19 protein-coding genes and 1 riboswitch are annotated in these 20,429 nt (G+C 43.7%); of the genes, 5 read left to right on the top strand and 14 right to left on the bottom strand.

What is annotated here, in order from left to right; translation table 11 throughout:
* Positions 1-212: 212 nt before the first annotated feature.
* On the bottom strand, positions 213-1,076 hold the full coding sequence (locus tag D0466_RS13835) for a nucleotidyltransferase-like protein (protein WP_117323145.1): 864 nt from the start codon (positions 1,074-1,076) through the stop codon (positions 213-215).
* 155 nt (positions 1,077-1,231) lie between these two features.
* Between D0466_RS13835 and D0466_RS13830 the strand changes: the two genes are divergently transcribed.
* The gene (locus D0466_RS13830) at positions 1,232-1,579 is read left to right on the top strand and encodes a YgzB family protein (protein WP_117323144.1); all 348 of its coding nucleotides are present in this window, start codon (positions 1,232-1,234) and stop codon (positions 1,577-1,579) included.
* A 63-nt stretch (positions 1,580-1,642) separates the two neighbouring features.
* Here D0466_RS13830 and perR read toward each other — a convergent pair whose 3' ends face one another.
* The 5 genes from perR to D0466_RS13805 all read right to left on the bottom strand — a co-directional run bounded on the left by perR (position 1,643) and on the right by D0466_RS13805 (position 5,115).
* The gene (gene perR, locus D0466_RS13825) at positions 1,643-2,086 is read right to left on the bottom strand and encodes a peroxide-responsive transcriptional repressor PerR (protein ID WP_117323143.1); all 444 of its coding nucleotides are present in this window, start codon (positions 2,084-2,086) and stop codon (positions 1,643-1,645) included.
* 121 nt (positions 2,087-2,207) lie between these two features.
* Positions 2,208-2,765, bottom strand: coding sequence for a cob(I)yrinic acid a,c-diamide adenosyltransferase (locus D0466_RS13820; protein ID WP_117323142.1), 558 nt, complete (start codon positions 2,763-2,765; stop codon positions 2,208-2,210).
* 2 nt (positions 2,766-2,767) lie between these two features.
* The gene (locus D0466_RS13815) at positions 2,768-3,718 is read right to left on the bottom strand and encodes a D-2-hydroxyacid dehydrogenase (RefSeq protein ID WP_117323141.1); all 951 of its coding nucleotides are present in this window, start codon (positions 3,716-3,718) and stop codon (positions 2,768-2,770) included.
* A 494-nt stretch (positions 3,719-4,212) separates the two neighbouring features.
* Positions 4,213-4,677: a thioredoxin-dependent thiol peroxidase gene (gene bcp, locus D0466_RS13810; RefSeq protein ID WP_117323140.1), complete on the bottom strand. Its 465-nt coding sequence runs from the start codon at positions 4,675-4,677 to the stop codon at positions 4,213-4,215.
* A 63-nt stretch (positions 4,678-4,740) separates the two neighbouring features.
* Entirely contained in the window at positions 4,741-5,115 is a 375-nt protein-coding gene (locus D0466_RS13805; protein ID WP_233522652.1) for a potassium channel family protein, read from the bottom strand.
* A gap of 179 nt (positions 5,116-5,294) precedes the next feature.
* Here D0466_RS13805 and D0466_RS13800 point away from each other — a divergent pair, with 179 nt between their 5' ends.
* Entirely contained in the window at positions 5,295-5,444 is a 150-nt protein-coding gene (locus tag D0466_RS13800; RefSeq protein WP_117323138.1) for a response regulator, read from the top strand.
* On the opposite strand, the gene D0466_RS13795 is transcribed toward D0466_RS13800, so the two are convergent.
* From D0466_RS13795 to D0466_RS13775, 5 genes are all read right to left on the bottom strand, one after another.
* Entirely contained in the window at positions 5,427-5,741 is a 315-nt protein-coding gene (locus D0466_RS13795; protein ID WP_117323137.1) for a DMT family transporter, read from the bottom strand. The two genes, D0466_RS13800 and D0466_RS13795, sit on opposite strands and share 18 nt — an antisense overlap.
* Positions 5,741-6,085, bottom strand: a complete 345-nt coding sequence (locus D0466_RS13790) for a DMT family transporter (protein WP_117323136.1) — start codon at positions 6,083-6,085, stop codon at positions 5,741-5,743. Before D0466_RS13790 ends, D0466_RS13795 begins: the two co-directional genes overlap by 1 nt.
* A gap of 64 nt (positions 6,086-6,149) precedes the next feature.
* Positions 6,150-6,249, bottom strand: a riboswitch (guanidine-I (ykkC/yxkD leader).
* Positions 6,250-6,500: 251 nt separating this feature from the next.
* Positions 6,501-7,286: an ABC transporter permease gene (locus tag D0466_RS13785; protein ID WP_117323135.1), complete on the bottom strand. Its 786-nt coding sequence runs from the start codon at positions 7,284-7,286 to the stop codon at positions 6,501-6,503.
* 4 nt (positions 7,287-7,290) lie between these two features.
* Positions 7,291-8,082, bottom strand: coding sequence for an ABC transporter permease (locus tag D0466_RS13780; protein WP_117323134.1), 792 nt, complete (start codon positions 8,080-8,082; stop codon positions 7,291-7,293).
* A gap of 173 nt (positions 8,083-8,255) precedes the next feature.
* Positions 8,256-9,281 (bottom strand): ABC transporter ATP-binding protein, encoded by a 1,026-nt coding sequence (locus D0466_RS13775; protein WP_117323133.1) that lies wholly within the window; start codon positions 9,279-9,281, stop codon positions 8,256-8,258.
* Between the two features lie 168 nt (positions 9,282-9,449).
* On the opposite strand from D0466_RS13775, the gene D0466_RS13770 reads away from it, so the two are divergent.
* The 3 genes from D0466_RS13770 (at position 9,450) to D0466_RS13755 (ending at position 16,938) form a co-directional block, all read left to right on the top strand.
* Positions 9,450-10,757, top strand: coding sequence for a glutamate-1-semialdehyde 2,1-aminomutase (locus D0466_RS13770; protein WP_117323132.1), 1,308 nt, complete (start codon positions 9,450-9,452; stop codon positions 10,755-10,757).
* 353 nt (positions 10,758-11,110) lie between these two features.
* Positions 11,111-15,583 carry a glutamate synthase-related protein gene (locus D0466_RS13760; RefSeq protein WP_117323130.1) on the top strand — a complete coding sequence of 1,491 codons (4,473 nt, stop codon included), beginning with the start codon at positions 11,111-11,113 and terminating at the stop codon, positions 15,581-15,583.
* A 272-nt stretch (positions 15,584-15,855) separates the two neighbouring features.
* Complete coding sequence (locus D0466_RS13755; protein WP_117323158.1) at positions 15,856-16,938, top strand: FUSC family protein; 1,083 nt, start codon at positions 15,856-15,858, stop codon at positions 16,936-16,938.
* Positions 16,939-17,075: 137 nt separating this feature from the next.
* Here the strand turns inward: D0466_RS13755 and D0466_RS13750 are convergent, their stop codons facing one another.
* From D0466_RS13750 to D0466_RS13740, 3 genes are all read right to left on the bottom strand, one after another.
* Positions 17,076-18,824 (bottom strand): ABC transporter ATP-binding protein, encoded by a 1,749-nt coding sequence (locus tag D0466_RS13750; RefSeq protein WP_117323129.1) that lies wholly within the window; start codon positions 18,822-18,824, stop codon positions 17,076-17,078.
* Between the two features lie 166 nt (positions 18,825-18,990).
* Positions 18,991-19,518 carry a nucleoside tri-diphosphate phosphatase gene (gene ntdP, locus D0466_RS13745; RefSeq protein ID WP_117323128.1) on the bottom strand — a complete coding sequence of 176 codons (528 nt, stop codon included), beginning with the start codon at positions 19,516-19,518 and terminating at the stop codon, positions 18,991-18,993.
* A 281-nt stretch (positions 19,519-19,799) separates the two neighbouring features.
* Positions 19,800-20,054 carry a YgaB family protein gene (locus D0466_RS13740; RefSeq protein WP_117323127.1) on the bottom strand — a complete coding sequence of 85 codons (255 nt, stop codon included), beginning with the start codon at positions 20,052-20,054 and terminating at the stop codon, positions 19,800-19,802.
* Positions 20,055-20,429: the final 375 nt, after the last annotated feature.

Below are 20,429 nucleotides of genomic sequence, written 5' to 3'. Positions count from 1 at the left end.
AAAAAACGTTGGCGCTTTGTTTTGTTCAGTTTTCAAAGAGCAATTACGATGCCAATTCTGTTAGAAGCGACTTTTTAATCTTAACATGTTAGCGACTTAGCTGTCAACATGTTTTTGAAGTTTTTTAAGCTGCGAAAGCTGATGTCCCGCAGCGACGTTTATTAATATATCACCTTATTTTCATGCAGTCAATAACTTTTTTGAAATAATTTTCACACTCGATAGTAACGATGAAAAATCTCACGGCCTTTAGTTTCTGCTTTAACAACATCAATTACATGTTTATCAATAAGGTATTCCAATAAAACCCCAAGATCGACGGAATAATGGACAAGTTCTGGATGTTCCATAAGTTCTGCAATGCTCCACTTATCATCCTTTGTATCCATTACCTCCAGCAAATGCTGAGAGCCAAGGTTTGTTCTTGAATAAATCAGAAATTCACTGGCCAGGAACAATAATTCAAGCCGTTTTTCCAGCGATTCTTCGCTGCAAACCAATTCTTCATACAGCTTAAAGATCTCAGGCTCCATATGCCTTACTTGATTCCAGACCGTTACTTCGGGGTGGAATCCCTGTTCGATAATTTCGAGCCGTGCCAGATGATGCAAAGAGTGGACCACATGATTGTATGCATCTAGGAAGTGTCCATTTTCGAAAAATGCTTTTCCGTCCATGTACCTTCTTATTAACTTAGCAAATTCAATACCCATTTTAATCTTTCTGCCGTAAAACGGAAATTCTCTAATTTCCGTCTTTAAATGAAAAAGGAACTCATTTCGGTCAAATAAAATCTTTCCATTCTGGATCCAATCCACAACTTTCCGGTTGGATCCTAATAGAAGCCAATCCTTCAGCTGTTGTTCATGGACAATGTGCAGGGCGGCTTTTTGGTCCTGATATGTATAGTGTTTCACAAATACTGGTTCATCTGCTTCATTTACCATTACAAACAGAATATAATCAAAGGTATCCGTGATCGGGCTGGCATTTTTCCTTTTTTCTATCAATAAAATACCGAGCGTTGATTGCATGCTTGCTCGTTCTTGGTAAATTGGACGAAGGATATCCTCCATATTTAACTCCTCCAAATCCCTCTTTATTCTATGATTATTGTTCGACAATCGCAATATCTTTCCCTGCCCAATTGGCTAAATAATCAGAAATGGACCAATTAAAAGTCCTTCCTGCATTTATTTTATGATATAGTTATATTCCGGGAGGGACAACTATGGCTAAATATTCAAGTAAAATAAATAAAATCCGGACATTCGCATTAAGCTTGATTTTTATCGGATTCATCGTCATGTACGGAGGAGTGTTTTTCAGAAACTCACCGATTGTCATGACAATTTTTATGGTCCTTGGGCTTCTCTTCATTGTCGCCAGCACTGTTGTTTATTTTTGGATTGGCATGCTATCAACGAAGACAGTTCAGGTAAAATGCCCGAATTGCGGCAAACCGACGAAGATATTAGGCCGGGTTGATATGTGTATGCATTGCAGCGAACCGTTAACCCTGGATAAAAACCTCGAAGGCATCGAATTCGACGAAAAGTATAATCGAAATCGGATGTAGCACTTGGTCCTCTACCTAAATAATATACAAAAAAAAGTTCCTACCAATAACGGCGGAACTTTTTTAATGCGCTTCTTTGGCAGAACAGTCCGGGCAATCTCCGTAAATTTCCATACGATGATGGCTGATTTTAAAACCTGTAACATGGGAAGCCAAATGTTCCACTTCATCCAGGCCAGGATAATGAAAATCAACAATCTTACCGCAGTTTTGGCAAATCACATGATAATGGTTGGTCGTTACAAAATCAAACCTGCTTGAAGAATCTCCGTACGTCAACTCTTTGACTAATCCAACCTCGCGAAATACTCTCAAGTTATTATAAACCGTTGCCACACTCATGTTTGGGAATTTCCCCTCCAATGCCTTATAAATGTCATCGGCTGTAGGGTGCGACATCGAGTCTATCAAATATTCAAGTATCGCATGACGTTGGGGAGTAATCCTGACTCCGGTATCCTTCAATGCATCCAATGCTTCTTTAAGCTGTGTTTGAGACACCGTCATGCACCTCTTTTTCATTAAATAAAAAAATTCTTTCTTTATAATATTTATAAATAGTGTACATTCCTTTTATTCAGTTTGTCAATATATCTACTACGATTAAAGAATAAAACCCCTGGTAAGTTCAACCATTATCCTGATGAAGTGTCGGTTCTGTTGTCACTAATTTCATATTCACAAATCTGGCAGCGACAAATAGCAGATCTGATAAACGATTTAAATACGCTAAGACAAGCGGGGATACACTCTCTCCCATTGATACGGCACAACGTTCAGCTCTCCTGGCGATTGTCCTGGCCATATGGAATGAAGCGCCTGCAGGATGCCCTCCCGGGAGCACAAAATTCGTCAATGGAGGAAGGGAAGCATCCCAGCGGTCAATCGTTGCTTCAAGTCCGGTTATATCGCTATCCTTTAGCTTCCACTTAACTTCTTTCCCTGCAGGGGTGGCGAGCTCAGCTCCAACATGGAATAAGGCTGTCTGAACTTTATGGAACACTTCTATTATATTCCCTTTGCCTTCAAAACTTTCGCTGTTTAGATAACTTAATGCAAGGCCGATCATGGAATTCGCCTCGTCACAGGTCCCATACGCCTCCACGCGTTTATCCGTTTTTAAAACGCGGCTTCCGTATACAAGTGATGTAGTTCCTTTGTCTCCCGTTTTTGTATAAATCTTCATCCTCAATATCCCCTTTTTGGATCGATTACATTAATATACTTTTCACTGCCACCAATATATTCTTTAAAATTGTGCTCGAATATTTCAAACGACCTTGGCAGGTATTGTTTTGTTTTGCTTGAGAGATGCGGAGTTACGGTGACATTTTCCATGGACCAAAACGGGTGTCCTCCCGGAAGTGGTTCCTGACGGAAAACATCAAGCACGGCATGGGCAATTTCCTGTTTACCCAAGGCCGTTAATAATGTTTCCTCGTCATAAAGATCTCCTCGTCCAATATTTACAAAAACAGCTTCATCCTTCATTTTCGTGAAGTGTTCTGCCTTTAACAACCCCTTTGTCTCTTTCGTGCTGGGGAGGACGGAAACAACATAGTCCGCTTGCGGAAGAATAGTAAGAAGTTCCGCCAAACCGTGAATCGAATCAATAGATTCTACATCCTTACCGCTCCTGTTAACCCCAAGTGTTTTCATATTGAAGGCCTTAGCCAGCCGGGCTATTTCGCCTCCGATTGCCCCTGCCCCCAAGATAAGTATGGTCTTTTGGTGCACCTCTCCCACACCAATTCTGCGGTCCCAAATTTCCAGGGTTTCATTATTCGCAAGAAGCTTTAATTGTTTTTCATATTGGAGAAGCACGCCAATTGTATATTCCGCCATTGGAATCTTGTGAATTCCACGTGCGTTTGTGACAAGGATATTTCTCTCTGCCAATATCTCAAATGGCATCTTTTCAAGGCCTGCAGACATCACCATAATCCATTTCAGGCTTTTTGCTTTCTTTATATGGGCATCCGTTAAATCTTCTCCATATGTAATGAGAACCTCAGTGTCTATCAATCCCTCATCGTCGATTGTTAATCCTTTTTGGTAGTGGAATTGGTGTGATGGAAATTTCTCATGCATGTCAGCCTGCAGAAAATTGGGTGGAATAAGCGTTGATAGTATCTTCATAAATATTTCCTCCAATGTATTTATGTAATTGTCTCAATAACATCTTATCATTTTAAATTGTTGCAACAATATAGAAGTCTCCGCCGGTTGGAGAGACTTGCAAGGGCGAAGGTACAGGGAAATTCAGGGTCACAGTATGTGGGTCACACAAGTCTTGCTATAGTGGGGCGTACATAGCCTGTGTTCTACTTCATTGGTTAAACATGTCACTGCTACGAGGATATGCCCCTGACGGTTTAACACAGTACAGCGTTGGTAAACTGCCCTCCCGTATAACCTTTGCCACTGCGTCGCCTAACCATCGAGACTGCGTGAGTTACCACTTTCTTAAAATGAAAAAAGCGCAAGCACAAGGCCTGCGCGAAGAATAACTTTGAGGAGGTATTCCCTTACTTAAAGCATATTCCTTTATGAATAAATTGCATTAGACAAATGCCTTTCCCTCATAAAAAAGGCAAAAACCCCTTCCCAGTCTTGGACGGTTTTATTAGTCATCAGAGACCTTTCAAGTATTCAAGCGCCTCCTTGACATGCCCTTTAACCTTCACATTCCGCCACTCTTTCATAAGCACGCCCTCTTTATCAATTAAAAAAGTCGAGCGCTCTATTCCCATGTATTCCTTGCCAAAAGTTTTCTTTAGCTTCCAAACCCCATACTTCTCTGCCGCTTCATGTTCGACATCAGCCAGAAGCATGAATGGCAATCCATGCTTTTCAATGAACTTGGCATGCCTCTCAGCCGGATCCGGGCTGACACCGACAATCACCGCATCCAGTTCCTGAAATTTTTCATGCTGGTCCCGAAAATCGCATGCCTCCGTTGTGCAGCCCGGTGTCATATCCTTAGGATAAAAATAAAGCACAATATAGTTCCCTTTGAATTCCTCTAGCTTCACCGTTTCACCATTTGCCCCTGAAAGGGTAAAATCCGGCGCTTTCTCTCCAACTATTGCTGACAATCAGGCCACCCCATTTCTTTTCTTCAAGGTAAGACTACCCAATTATCACGTTAAAAACAACCTTCAAACATCCTTCCGTTCTTGTTGTTCGAAATCTATCACGGTCCGGATCAAAAACGCCGCGGGTAGGGTGTAGCCGATAAAAGCCTCTATCGCAGAGATGATCCTCCCTATCCCGATAGGGCTTACATCACCGTATCCAACTGAAAACATCGTCATGGCGCTGAAATAAAAGGATGTCTCCAGCTGTTTGAAGAAGTCGTCAGGGACGCGCATGCCGCTATCGAGTATCACCGCATAATGGTTAAGCTCAAACAGTAAAAAAATCATCGCGAAACCAATCAAAATTGTTCCGTAAAGATTTGCAATCCATATGAGATTCTCTAACGAAAACTTTTGCTCGCCTTTTTCTTCTATAAAAATTGTTCGTATGCTCATGGCCATACAATAAACGATAAGTGTCATCAGGAGATAGAATACCATTCTTTACCTTCTTTCGCGGGAGGCTCGTTTACTCCTATTAGTACTCCCCTGCCATCCTTAATATGTAGAAAAGACCAAAAATTAAGGTTTGATATGGACACAAAAGATAATGGTAGATTATGGGCGGTTTCACTATGTATAATATCTATCTTGGTGAGGACGATCCGAAAATTGCTGCACTCTTAAAAGATCATCTTGAAAAATACGATTACAAGGTTGTTTTGGCAAATGGATTTGCAGATAAGTTTCCAAAACAAAGAGCAGGATTAGGCCGCGAGTTTTAATCCCACCGCAGCCCCCAGGACCATTATAATGAAAAAAACTCTCCGCCAATCCCTGGACTCGCCATTAAGGATCATGCCCCAGATAGCTGCGCCTGACGCTCCGATTCCAGTCCAAATGGCATAAGCGGTTCCCATTGGCAAGGATTCCATCGCAAGGGAAAGAAACAAAAAACTGGCCCCGAATCCGCTGGAAAGAAGGACAAGCGATTGCCAGTTCCTTTCTTTATGATACTTGCTTATCATGGCTACACCAAACATCTCGCAAATTCCTGCCAAGATCAAAACCCCCCATTCCATCACCGGCCAGCCCCTTCTACTTTTTTCTCTTCTGTTGTAACCAGTTTTAAACCTATCACTCCCCCTAAAAGCAGCAATATTAACAGGATTTTGGAAAGCTTTACTGGCTCGCCAAAGATTATCATTTCAGAGATCACCGTGCCTGCCGTCCCCAAACCGACGAATACAGCATAAACCGTCCCTGCAGGAAGCCGTTTTCCAGCCATGATCATTCCGTAAAAACTTATGATAATCGCAATAACCGTACCGGTCCATGACCAAAACCCATCAGCGTGCTTCAATCCAATCACCCATAGCACCTCAAAGAAAGCCGCCGTGACAACCTTCAGCCAATCCGAATTCACTTTGGTAACTCACCTTCCCATTCTCACAATTAAAATAACCCGGGAGAATACCATGCTTCAGTATACCTCCCAGGCTTTTATCCTTCCGTGGAACAGCAAAAAGCTGCCGTTTTCTCTTGGACCAGTCCGGCTCAGGCGGCCGCGGAACCCTAGAAAACTATTTAATATTTAATTAATGACGCCGCATTCGTGCCCATTATACAACTTTTACTAACTTTATCAAGGGAAAAAAGAAATTTAATGATATTTTATTTTAAATTGTGATATGGACTCTAGATTTGTTGCTATTTCCGCTTTATTTATTGAAACCCTACTTAAATTTATTGATATCCCGTTGCATTTGTTGACATCTTTCATGAACTTGTTGATATTCGAGTTTCTTTATTGACATCACACATAACTGTCACCCAGCCCATTAATTCCCCGCGCCACGGTACCTCTTAACACCCTGGTTCCAAATCACCACCGCTATCATAAAGAAGATCAGCCCGATTATTGGAGTAGCGAAGGAAAAGGCATACCATTCTTTTTTGCCTAAAAAGTAGGCCGCGGGATAGACACCGACAAAGGCAAACGGCAAAATCCAAGTGAGCACGAATCTGATTACCTTGTTATATATATCAACCGGATAACGCCCATAATTTCCGATATTGTACATCATCGGCATGATCGAATTTTTTGCGTCCGACCAAAATCCGATGCTCGCGATTGCAATAAAGATTGCACCGTATGCCAGTGCACCGCCTATGGCAAATACAATAAACAAGATCGGATCATACCAGGCAATCTCCAGCCCTATCGAAGATCCCGCATAAAAAATGACAATAAGTCCAGTCACCGCACCGAAAAGGGATTCCAATTCGATCCGTTCGAGGATGATCTGGAACAGGCTGTGAATCGGCCTCGTCAGGATCCTGTCCATTTCTCCCTTAACTATGTAACGGTCATTAAAGTCCCAAATGTTAAAAAAAGAAGAAAAAATCGCATAAGGCACTAAGAAAAATCCGTAAATAAAAATAATTTCATCCTTGCTCCACCCTGCAAGAAGCTGTGTGTGGCCGAACACGACCAGTATAAACACCAGATTGACAGCCTGGTTCAGCAAATCGGACAGTATTTCGACAACAAGGTCGGCCCGGTATTGAAGCCGGGTTTTCATATACTGGCCCATATATTGAAAAAACATCGATACATAAAACACAGCATCAACCTCCCTGAATAATGAGCTGCTTTTTAGCCACGATCCAAAGGAATTGGATTGGGATCAGTAAAACCAGCACCCAGATAGCTTGCTGCAACAAGGCTCGCAGGATGTCAGCATGCTCGAATCCATTTGTGAAAATCATGCTTGGGATATAACTGATTCCTTGAAAGGGCAGATACTTCATAATCTCCTGTGCCCAAAACGGGTAGAAGCTGATCGGCAAAAGCAAACCTGAAAAAAGGTCAATGACCACCCTTTTAGCCCTTATCAAGCCGGCATTATTATAGAAGAAAAATGTAGTGATGCCTGTCAGCAGGTTGATTTGCGTATTGATGATGAAGCTAAAGAGCAATGATACTCCAAAATAGCCCCATAAGGCCGGTTCATTCGGAATATCAACAGGAAAGATAAACGAAACCAGCACCATGCCCGGAATCGAGAAGAAAAAGAAACGGAAAATACCTTCCCCGAGCCCCTGCATCGTTTTCATCCCCAGATAGTTATAAGGCCTGATTAATTCTACGGCAACCTTTCCTTCTTTGATATCAACAGCGATTTCCCGGTCGATATTATTAAAGTAAAAAGCCCGGGCCATCCAAGCAATCGTTACATATGTCGTCATTTGCATGATCGATAATCCTTCGATCGAACCCTTTTCGCCATAAATGGCTTTCCACAGGAAATAGTAAGCCCCGATATTGATGCTGTAAATTAAGATTCCAGTATAGTAATCCGTTCGGTAGGCCAACATCATTAAAAACCGGATGCGGATCATTTCGAGATATTTTCCCATGGCCTTCTCTCCTTGCTTATCTAATCACGATTGTATCTTTACATAATTTAAGCGGTAAATGTTTGAATTCACACCAATAATAAAAATAATTAAGCGAAAAAATATGAATTGAGCGCTTCGTCACTGCAATCAAGCAAAAAAATTCATTAATTAAGCGAAACCCGATTCCATGCTCATACTCCACGCACTGCAGTAGAAATACCTTGTTCATAAATGTTTCGGACAATTTCCTCGATTGATGTCTCCAATATATTTACATCCTTAATTTTAAAATGGGAAACAACCGCTGAAATTAACTGTGAGATATTATCGCTTTCTTCTTTTATATAAGCGATAAAGGTTTGATTTTTTTCATCGTAATCCCAGCTCGTCTCAAACAATAGGGGCAACGACTCCAATTGTGATAACCGCACTTCCTCCAGGAACTGAAAATGGATTTCCTTTTCTTCCGCCCAATTATTTTTGAGGCTCTGCAATCCGCCGTCGTAGATGATTTTCCCTTCATCAAGCATGACCACCCTGTCGCACACTGCCTCGATATCCGCAAGGTCATGGGTTGTCAGCAGGATGGTTGTATTATATTTTTGATTAATGTCCTTTAAAAACTGGCGGATTTTCACTTTCACTAGCACGTCAAGACCGATGGTTGGTTCATCAAGAAACAAAAGGGGCGGATTATGGATTAACGCCGCGGCAAGCTCACACCTCATGCGCTGCCCAAGCGACAGTTTGCGGACCGGCTTATCAAGGAGCGGGCCGATATCAAGAGTTTCGATAATATGTGCCATATGTTCGTTATATTGTTCATCCGGCACCTTATAAACCTTTTTCAGAAGCCGGAATGATTCCTGGACGGCAATATCCCACCATAGTTGCGAACGCTGCCCGAAAACAACGCCGATCGTGCGGGCGAATTTTTCCCTTTCTCGGTGAGGATCCATGCCATTCACCCTGACACTTCCTGAGGTGGGAGTCAGGATGCCTGTCAGCATTTTGATTGTCGTTGATTTCCCTGCCCCGTTTTCCCCAATATAGGCAACCATTTCCCCCTGTTTTACGGTAAAATTTATATCATTTACCGCCGGGACGACTTTATATTTTCTCGTAAGCAAATCACGAAACGCACCCTTTAATCCGGAGCGGCTTGAAAATACTTTAAATTCCTTGCGGAGCTGCTTTACTTCGATTGCATTGCTCATTCATCGATTCCTCCATAGACTCTTCTTGCCCTAAGAAAACAGTTTATCCAATCATAGGCATGAACACAATCCATATGCATGCCCGAATCCCCTTATACGGATTTTTCATTAAAAAGATGGTAGAATGGATGTTGGTGATTTTGCAGGATTTATAGGAGGCAATGCAATATGAAGTTTACGAATTCAGAGACTTTACATAGGGAAGCTTTAGAACATATCGTTGGCGGCGTCAACAGCCCTTCCCGCTCGTACAAGGCGGTAGGAGGCGGTTCACCGGTTGTGATGGAACGCGCGGAAGGCGCCTATTTCTGGGATGTGGATGGAAACAAATATATCGATTACCTGGCGGCGTATGGGCCGATCATCACGGGCCATGCACACCCCCATATTACGGAGGCGATCACGCGGGCAGCCCAGACCGGGGTTCTTTATGGAACACCCACCCCGCATGAAGTAAAGTTTGCTAAGATGCTGAAAGAAGCCATGCCGTTCATGGACAAAGTCCGGTTTGTAAATTCAGGAACTGAAGCGGTAATGACTACGATACGTGTAGCCAGGGCATACACCGGGCGGGACAAAGTGATTAAATTTGCAGGCTGCTACCATGGCCACTCAGACTTGGTTCTCGTCGCTGCAGGATCAGGCCCGTCTACATTGGGTACACCCGATTCAGCAGGGGTCCCAAAAAGCATCGCGCAGGAAGTGATCACGGTCCCTTTCAATGATATCGAGCCATTTAAGGAAGCCCTGGCAAAATGGGGAGACCAAATTGCAGCTGTCCTTGTCGAGCCGATCGTAGGTAACTTTGGGATTGTCGAACCAAATCCGGGATTCCTTGAATCCGTTGTTGAACTGACCCATGAAGCCGGCTCACTTGTGATCTTCGACGAGGTCATCACCGCATTCCGTTTTATGTACGGCGGAGCACAGGATTTGCTCGGAATTCAGCCCGACTTGACAGCCCTCGGCAAAATTATCGGCGGAGGCCTTCCAATTGGTGCTTATGGCGGTAAAAAGGAAATCATGGAAACCGTTGCGCCGCTGGGGCCTGCTTACCAGGCTGGCACAATGGCCGGAAATCCCGCGTCCATCCTCTCCGGAATTGCTTGCCTTGAGATTCTGAAGCAGGACGGCGTGTATGAAGAAATGGACCGGTTGGGGGCCATTCTCGAAAAAGGAATCCTTAAAGCAGCCGAGCAATATAACGTTCCGGTTACTGTAAATCGCTTAAAAGGAGCCCTGACAATTTACTTTACAACTGAAAAAGTGGAAAACTACGAACAGGCCGAAGATACGGACGGCGATTTGTTCGCCAAATTCTTTAAGCTAATGCTCAACCAGGGAATCAATCTTGCCCCTTCGAAATATGAAGCTTGGTTCCTAACCATTGCCCATACCGAAGAGGACATCTATCAATCTCTAATCGCTGTTGAACATTCATTTAAGGCTTTAGGATCGCCATCGGTAACCGCATAAAAATTCAATGAATATACACTCCCGGGAGGCCCTCATCTTCCCGGGGTTTTTTCACAACAATTATTGTGGAAGCGTTTTCAATATTATGTCTATGCTGTTAAATCCTTCTCCGGCATGTCTCATCCTATCCAACTTTCTGTATAAATAATTGATTTTAGTATTCTGAAATGGTAATATATTGTTACTATTCGGAAAATTATATCAACAAGATTTTCTTCATTCTCATTTTTTTGAAACTCAACCCCAGCATTATAATCAATGTTCTTCCTCTCGGCAAAAACTCTTAGATCATGTACCAACCATTAGGAGGTGGAGGCAGCAATAAGGTGCACCCTTATTAACCGCCGGATAAAATGACAAAACAATGGAGCCCAAGCTTATTTGAACAATTCTATAAACAGGAGCATGACGCATGCGGCATCGTGGCCTGTATTGAAAAAAAGAAAATCCCGACAAGGGAAAATATTTTTTCCTGCATCGATGCTCTAGTCAAAATGAACCACCGCGCCGGTTTTATTAACGGTGAAGGCGATGGTGTTGGAATCCACATCGATATCCCAAGGGAGCTTTGGAAAAAGAAGCTCACAGCAGAAGGCATTGATCCTGCTGCCGCCGACAATGAAACATTTATTGTAGGCCATCTATTCCTGAGCAGGAAGACCGATACAGAAGCGGTGAAAACTGAGATTAGGGAAAAATTGCTTCAGCACGGCCTTACCCTGCTTTTTGAAAGTGACAAGGCTTACAATCCTTCAGCACTTGGGCCGATTGCGATTCAGGAAAACCCTGTTTTTTGGCAATTTGCGTGCACTTCCGAAATTGCCGATCAAAAGGCATTATCGAAAATCCTGTTTGAATTGACGCCTGCGATTGAAGAAAACGATAATATTCACGTCGCATCTTTAAGCCAATATCATGCTGTATATAAAGTGATGGGTGCCGGTGACATTCTTCCCCACTATTACCCGGACCTTGCGGATCCGCTCGCTGCATCTACCATGACACTCGGGCATAATCGCTATTCAACCAACACTCTATCAAGCTTTTTCCGTGTTCAGCCATTCAGTGTCCTTGGACATAACGGGGAAATCAATACGATCAGCAAGCTACGCGATGAAGCGAAAATGGTAGGTGTCCCGCTTGTAAAAGACGGCAGCGATTCACAGGATTTAAGCCGTACGATTGAAACATTCATTGCAAGGCACGGCTATTCCTTATTTGAAGCAGTTGATCTATTATTTCCGCCCATCATTAACGAAATGAAAGTTTACCCGGAGCACCTTCAAAATTTATATACCTATCTGCGTGAGGCATGGGGCCATTTTGCACAGGGCCCGGCTGGGATTATTTCACGGTATGGGGATGAGGCCGTATTTTCGGTAGATTCATTGGGTCTGCGCCCTCTTTGGAATATTGAAACGAAAACTTCTTATTTATTTTCATCGGAACCAGGCATTATCCCTTCTTCCGAGTATACAGGCGATCCAAAACCGCTCGGGCCAGGGGAAAAAGTGGGGCTGAAATGGGAAGGAGATTCTATCAAGCTATTTGATTATCAAAACTATCAAGAGGAAGTGTATCAAAGATACAGCCAGCGTTTCACGCTCTCAAACGACCGCGTGCGCCTGAATCCTCCTGTTTTTGAAAAGACTGTGGTTACCGCAGAGCCGGCAGGAATCCACAATGGCCAATATAAAGCATTCGGCTGGGAGCGCGACCATGTCCAGCTCGTAGAGCAAATGGCCGAAAAGGGAGTCGAGCCGATCCGTTCCCTTGGCCATGACGCTCCGCTTGCGGCCTTGAACCCGCAAAGGAAAAATATTGCCGACTATATTAAGGAAAGTGTTGCAGTCGTAACCAATCCGGCAATCGACCGGGACCGCGAAACCGAACACTTTTCTACACGGACAATCGTCGGCAAGCGCCCTGCTTTATTCGGCAAAGAAAAAGCGGGCAGGGTTACCGAGCTTTTGACGCCTATTTTGATAGAAGGAGCAATCGGCATTGAATGTAAAGACTCTTTATCCCAGCCAAGTTACGACCAGTTTGTTGCGCATTTTGGGGACCAGCAGCTTACCCACATCATATCAGCCACATTTACCGAAACAGAAAGCATCAAGGAAGCGCTGGATAGACTGGCAAGGGAAGCGATTTCTGCAGTCGATGCTGGCAAAACTCTAATTATCCTGGACGATGCCGATGCCCATCAAAACGGAAACCTGTGGATGGACCCGCATTTGGTAGTTTCCGCTGTTGATCAGGCACTCGTCCTTACAGGGAAGCGTCGGGATTGTTCTTTGCTTCTGAGGTCCGCTGCCATCCGTTCACTCCATGATATCGTAGTGGCTTACGGCCTGGGATCGAATCTTATCAACCCATATTATATGTTCCTTTCCCTTTCCAATGAAACAGCAGTGCCGGCAATCAATTTATATAATGCTTTAACAAAAGGCCTGGAAAAAGTGATTTCGACTATCGGAATCCATGAGCTACGGGGTTACGGGCGATTGTTCTCAAGCATCGGCCTCAATGAGGAAATCGGAACCTATTTAAATGTGGTGAATTTCTTCGGCGGAAGCGGATTAACCCATAATTTCGAGCAATTGAAAGAAGACGCCAAGCAGCGATCGATCGACTATAACAATGATAAAGAAAGAATCGGGAAGACGTTTAACCTGTTCCCGAGAATCTGGAAAGCAATCGGGGATGTCGCATCAAGCGGGGACTATACTTCCTATGGGGAAAAGATAACGGAACAGGAGGAGGCAAATCCTACTACCATCCGGCATTTAACAAGCCTAACGAAAACGGATGATCCCCTTCCGAACCATGAGGTCGATATCTCGGTCGGCGATCATAGCCTTCCTTTTGTCATCGCATCCATGTCATTTGGTTCCCAAAACGAAACAGCCTTCCGCGCCTATGCCGAAGCAGCTGACCGCTTAAACATGGTCAGCATGAACGGTGAGGGTGGAGAAATTAAAGATATGCTGGGCAAATACCCGAGAACCCGCGGCCAGCAGATTGCCTCTGGACGCTTCGGCGTAAACGCGGAGCTGCTAAACTCCTCCAATCTTTTGGAAATAAAGATCGGCCAGGGAGCGAAACCTGGCGAAGGAGGCCATCTCCCAGGTTCAAAGGTTACCGCCAAAATTGCGGAAGCAAGGAACGCGACTATCGGTTCGGATTTGATTTCACCATCAAATAACCATGATATCTACTCAATTGAAGATTTGGCGCAGATGATTCACGAATTGAAAACGGCTAACGATAAGGCAAAAGTTGCCGTTAAAGTACCTGTCGTACCCAACATCGGAACAATTGCTGTCGGCATAGCCAAAGCTGGGGCAGATATTATCACTCTGTCAGGCTTCGACGGTGGTACGGGTGCTGCCCGTATACATGCCCTGCAGCACGTCGGATTGCCAGTGGAAATTGGGGTAAAAGCCGCGCACAATGCCCTTTTGGAAGCGGGCATCCGCCAAAACGTGGAAATTTGGGCAGATGGCGGCCTGAAAAGTGCTTTGGACGTAATGAAGGTAATGCTTCTTGGCGCAAACCGGGTCGGCTTCGGCACATTATCCATGATTGCGGTCGGCTGCACCACTTGCCGGGGCTGCCACCTGGATACCTGCCATGTCGGCATAGCGACTCAGATCGAATCCGAGGCACAGGCAAAGGAACACGGGTTACGCCGATTCGTACCACGGCAGTTTGACCTGGCCGTACAAGGATTAATGAATATGTTCCATGCATTCGGCAACGAACTAAAGGCTTTGACAGCCTCTCTTGGCGCACGCAGCCTTCAGGACATCGTCGGCCGTTCCGATTTACTAGTGCAAGATAAAGGAAAAGAACTGCTGGATTTGACCTACCTATTGAAAACGCTCGATATTGGCCAGTTCTCCAATAAAGAAGCAGCTGCCTCCCTTTCTCAAGGTGCTATGCAAGTAGCTGTCGGGGCAGAATACCTGGATTCGCGGGTTGATGAGCTTAACGAATCACGGGCTTACAGCTCGATCACATCCGACCAGCGTGTACTTGGAAGCAGGGTTTCCTGCCATCGTGTCCGCGGAAGATTGGATGGGTCCTATAAGAAGCTCCCTCCGGTCCATCTTCAGTATAAAGATGGCTCCATTCCCGGCAATGGCCTTGGCGCATATAACAGTGAAGGCATTGAGATCAGTGTAAATGGAGGCGCACAGGACGGCGCTGGCAAAACATCTATCGGAGGCAATATTTTAATTTTTAAATCACCTGGAAAAGACGGTAAGTTTTATAATGGATCCGTTGGTAAAGGATTTGGATATGGAGCTCAGCACGGCCTCTTGGTTGCGCAGGGCGATGCTGATGCACGGGCCGGTATCAGGCTTTCCGGTGCTGATATGATTATCGGCGGACAGCTGAAACAGCCGCTGCCGGAAAATGAAACCGGAAACCTGGCAGTCCATTCAAACATCAAAGGCTTCGCGTTTGAATATATGACGAACGGAAGAGGATTGGTTCTTGGAGATCCGGGACCATGGATTTGTGCGGGAATGACAGGCGGTGCGGTTTATTTGCGCCATCAGCCTGAAGCGGGATTGACGAAAGAAGCCATCGAAAGAAGGATTGCCAAAGGGGCAAAAGTATCGATCAAGCCGCTTTCAACAACTGGTGTGAAGGATGTTGGCGAGCTTCTTGGCAAATATGTTTCCTTATTGAAGGAGCAGGGTCAAACAGAAGAAGCTTCGTCATTGGAACAGCTTCTTTCGAATCCGGAACAGCATTTTCTCCAGATCATTCCTGTTAAAGAACAGGCCGATCCATCCGTTTCCACTGAATGATTACACATTGCAGCAAGCTGGTACCCATGGGTGTCAGCTTGTTTTGTTATTTCATCCTTGGGGCGCGAGTGGATTTTTTATTTTACAAATTCTTGAATATTCCATTTCCACTTGAAACTATCTGCCAAACCCTGTATATTACATTATTGTTTACTTTCCATTTTATTAGTGTAAAGTACATATACACAGCCTATATTATGGCATATCTTATTTTAAAAAACGCGACGATTGAAATTGCATACAATCATACGAAAGAAAGGATACATTTTTATATGAAGTTAGGTGCCCGCATACTTAAAACGGGAATCGCAATTGTTTTTGCTCTGTACTTGTCGGAGCTGTTACAACTCCCCTCCCCTGTTTTTGCGGGGATTGCGGCAATATTTGCTATCCAGCCGACCATTTACCGGTCTTATTTATCAGTTGTGGAACAAATTCAAGGAAACTTGATTGGTGCTATCATTGCCGTGTTGTTCGTACTGTTGTTTGGCAATCATTACTTTATCATCGGGTTGGCCGTTGTGATTGTCATCTCCATAAACCTAAAACTGAAGATGGAGAAAAGCCTGGTTCTTTCCATTGTCACTGTTATCGCCATCATGGAAAGCCAGCAAGGGGATTTTTTGCAATTTGCGATGATCCGCTTTTCATCCATTTTGCTCGGAATTCTCTGTTCCTTTATAGTAAATTTGGTTTTTATCCCACCAAAGTATGAAATAAAGCTCTATAACCGGATTTCCGGAACCACGGAGGATATTTTTAAATGGATCCGCATTAGCACCAGGCATGCTTCTGAACATACTCTATTGAAAAAGGACATAAGCGTAATCAAAAATGAACTCTTAAAGCTGGAGCAAATATATTCGATGTATAAAGAGGAGCGCGCTTATTTTAAGAAGGAAACACTTGCAAAATCAAGAAAACTCGTTGTTTACAGGCAAATGATCGCTACTTCAAAGAAAGCTTATGAAACCTTGAAACGGATCCATAAGTTCGAAAATGAGATTTCATTAATGCCTGAGGATTTTCAGGCGCAAATCCAGCATCAGCTCGATTCTTTAATCCATCGCCATGAACAGCTTCTGCTAAAATTTATCGGTAAAATCAAACCTGGGGGCTGTGTGGAGCAACATGACAGCCATTCCCTAAGCAGACGGGATTTCTTATCGTTTTTCTTTGCCAAGTTAAAACAAATGAAAAACGATGAAGAGGAAGAGATTCCTACACGGCTTGTACCCTTGATTTCTGCCATCATTGAATATGATGAGCAATTGGAACATCTTGAAACACTAATTATCAGTTTTCAATCCTACCATCGAGACGAAAATGAAGTATCTGTCCAATACGAAGGTTGATGAAAAACAATATAAATGAAGGCAGTTCCGCTAATGGAACTGCCTTCATTTTTTGATGCATCATTATATGTGTTTCGGCTAACCTTTATTTTAAGGTTTGGCTTTTGTGGCTGACCCCCTATAAGTCAGACTCATGTTCAGGAATCAAGCTGCTGAACCGTGAATAAGTCATAATAATGGCCCTGCTTTTGCATTAATTCTTCGTGCGTCCCAATTTCGGCGATTTCTCCATGCTCAATCAGTACAATTCGGTCAGCATGGGTAATGGTTGATAACCGATGGGCCACTATGAATGTCGTTCGATCCCTTGCCAATATATCAAGCGCTTCCTGAATAAGGTGCTCGCTCTCAAGGTCAAGGGCAGAAGTCGCTTCATCCATAACAAGAATCGGAGGGTTCTTCAGGAACACACGGGCAATGGCTACACGCTGTTTTTGCCCCCCTGAAAGCTTCACGCCCCTCTCCCCAACTTTCGTGTCATAACCTTCCTGAAGGTTCGTGATGAAATCATGGGCATTGGCCGCTTTGGCAGCTTCGATTACTTCTTCCTTCGAAGCTTCCGGATTCCCCATTAAAATATTTGACATCACGGATTCACTGAACAAAATGTTATCCTGTAGCACCATACCGATTTTATCCCGCAGGCTGCGGACTTTATAATCACGGATGTCGGTGCCATCAAGCATGATGCGGCCTTCGTTCACATCATAAAAACGCGGAAGAAGGCTGATCAGCGAAGACTTTCCCCCTCCGCTCATTCCTACAAGCGCAATCGTTTCGCCCTTTTGGACATCAAGGCTGACATTTTTCAGGACCGCTTTTTCTTTTTCATCATAAGCAAACGTAACATTTTCAAAACGGATACTGCCTTCCACATCTGTTAGTTCCTTTGCACCCGGCTTATCATCTATATCATATTTTTCATCGATGAATTCAAACACCCGGTCCATCGAAGCCAAGGTCTGGGTCATTGTCGTTGACGAGTTGACCAGCCTGCGGAGCGGGTTATAAAGCCGGTCAATGAACCCGATAAAAGCCATCATGGTCCCAATCGTCAGATTCTCATGAATGACCTGATAGCCTGCATAACCTATTACAATCAATGGGGAAATATCCGTTATAGTGTTCACTACCGCAAAGGATTTCGCATTCCAGCTCGTATGCCGGAGCGCCTTGTCCAGAAAGTTTTTATTTTGCTTATCAAACCGTTCCTGCTCATAATCTTCAATCGCAAAGCTCTTAATCACCGGCATTCCCTGCACACGCTCGTGAAGGTGGCTCTGAAGGTCAGCCAGCGCTTGCGAACGGACTCTTGTCATTCCTCTTAATTTCCCGAAAAAGTGATTTACTGATATCGCATAAAATGGGAGCAAAATCAGTGACACAATCGTCAGGGTAATATCCATTGTAAACATGATGGCAATGGCAATTATGATGGTAGCAATATCAAGCCAGAGGTTCATCAACCCTGTGATTACAAAATTCTTTGTCTGTTCTACGTCGTTGATCACCCTTGAAATGACCTCTCCGGCCCGGGTATTTGAGTAATATTTAAAGCTCAGCTTTTGGATATGGGTAAACAGCTGGTTACGGATATCATATAAAATTTTTGTCCCTGTCCATTGGGCAAAGTACTGCCTGTAATACTCAATCGGCGGCCGAAGCACCACAAATATTGCGAGCATGATGCCCATAATCCAAAATAGCTTATCAGCTTTTATCGCCTTTGAGATACTGTCATTTCCCACGATATCATCCACAACATATTTGATTAAAACAGGAATTAGAAGAGGGATGGCAAATTTTATCAAACCAATAATGATAGTTCCCATAATTTGCCACTTATACGGTTTCACAAATTGCAGGTATCTCTTTACGCTGTCCACATAATTCCCCCGATTTATAAATTAGTGCTCTCCCCCTGGCAACGAACGGCATTTTGCTAATTTCCTTAGAGGTAAAGATAGAGCCAGTTTTACACTGATGCAAATGTATGCCTGCCTGGCAAATAAAAACCTGTTGCGAGTCTCAACAGGCCTGTCCTTTTTCATATTAACGATAGGTTAAAAAACGTTCATACCAAGAATCAATGAATTCCGCCGAAAAAGGCCCTTTCCGCTGGCGGATCATATAAATCAAATGGTCGACATTCCGTTTCAAAATCTGGTCAATCACATCCGGGTAGTTCATTTCCCTGCGATGCCGTTCATATTCATCCTCATCCAATAAATGAAAAGTCATATCCGGAAACACCTTAATATCCAGGTCATAATCAATATACTTTAGCGCCTCTTTATCACAGATGAATGGTGAGCTGAGATTGCAATAATAATAAACGCCATCCTCCCTCAACATTCCGATGACGTTGAACCAATATTTAGAATGGAAGTAACAGATCGCCGGCTCCCTGGTTATCCATGTCCTTCCATCTGATTCCGTTACCATTGTTCGATCATTTGCCGCTATAAGAAGATTCTGTGTCCCTTTTAATACGGTGGTTTCTTCCCAGACTCGGTGGATGTGCCCGTCATGCTTATAGCTGTGGATTTGGATTTTTCCTCCTTCATTGGGAATCCCCATGTCTTTTTTCCCCTACTTTCTCTGTAAAACTGCCAGTTGAAATGTTTTGCTATAAAGGTGTCCAGTGCAAAAATTTACTTATATTCCTTTATTATAGCGATTTCCTGGAAAATTTAAAACAAAAGAGAGCTAACCCGGCAGTGAAATTTGCTCTCATCCTGAATTTAGGTGGTATCCCCTTATGAAAAACGGAACGCCAACATTTCAGGCTGCTTAAGCCACACTGTCTGGTTAACTCTTTTAAAATTTATATAATGCTCAACTAACGTGCGATCTCTTCGTTAAGTAAGAGCCGCCTGGCTCTCCTGATAAAAACGGATTACTTCTTCCGTTTGCTGCTCAAACATATCCTGGATGCCAGACAGCTCTTGCTTCATCCTTATTATTTCATCGTTTATCGAATCCAGCTCAGTTTGTTCCTGCAAATGCCCCAGCTGCTGTTCGATCTCCTGGCACCGCTCTATTTCGGATTGCAAAAACAAAAGCTTTTCCATCGTTTTCAACTGTTCATTAATTAACCGATCGAATTCCTTCATACCGCGCACCTCACCCTTTTGGTCATCATGGTTTATGTATTCTTTTTTGGCGCCTTTTATCCTTTGACTTTTATTGTTGAGGAGGTGGAGGTTTTGTCGAATGGTTGTAGGAGCTAAGCTAGCGTTTAATCACACCAGCAGGTTATCTACATATATATCAGTAAATGCCTGTCGAACTTCAAATAAGTATTACTACGGAAAGGGCATACGGTATTCTCTTCTCCTTGTTGTACCATGCGCGGAACCTGTGAACCGGTAAATAATATATGCGTTATTGAACAGGAAGTTAGATTTAAAACAGTCTGGCTTCGCGATTGGTAATACATTTTTTAAAAAGAAGGGCGTAATCTTCCAGTAAATTGGCATGCGCATTTT

It is taken from the genome of Peribacillus glennii (assembly GCF_003429105.1).
Lineage (GTDB): Bacteria > Bacillota > Bacilli > Bacillales > DSM-1321 > Peribacillus > Peribacillus glennii.
Note: the sequence above shows the minus strand (reverse complement) of the source record. Positions and strands in the feature narration are given on the sequence as shown.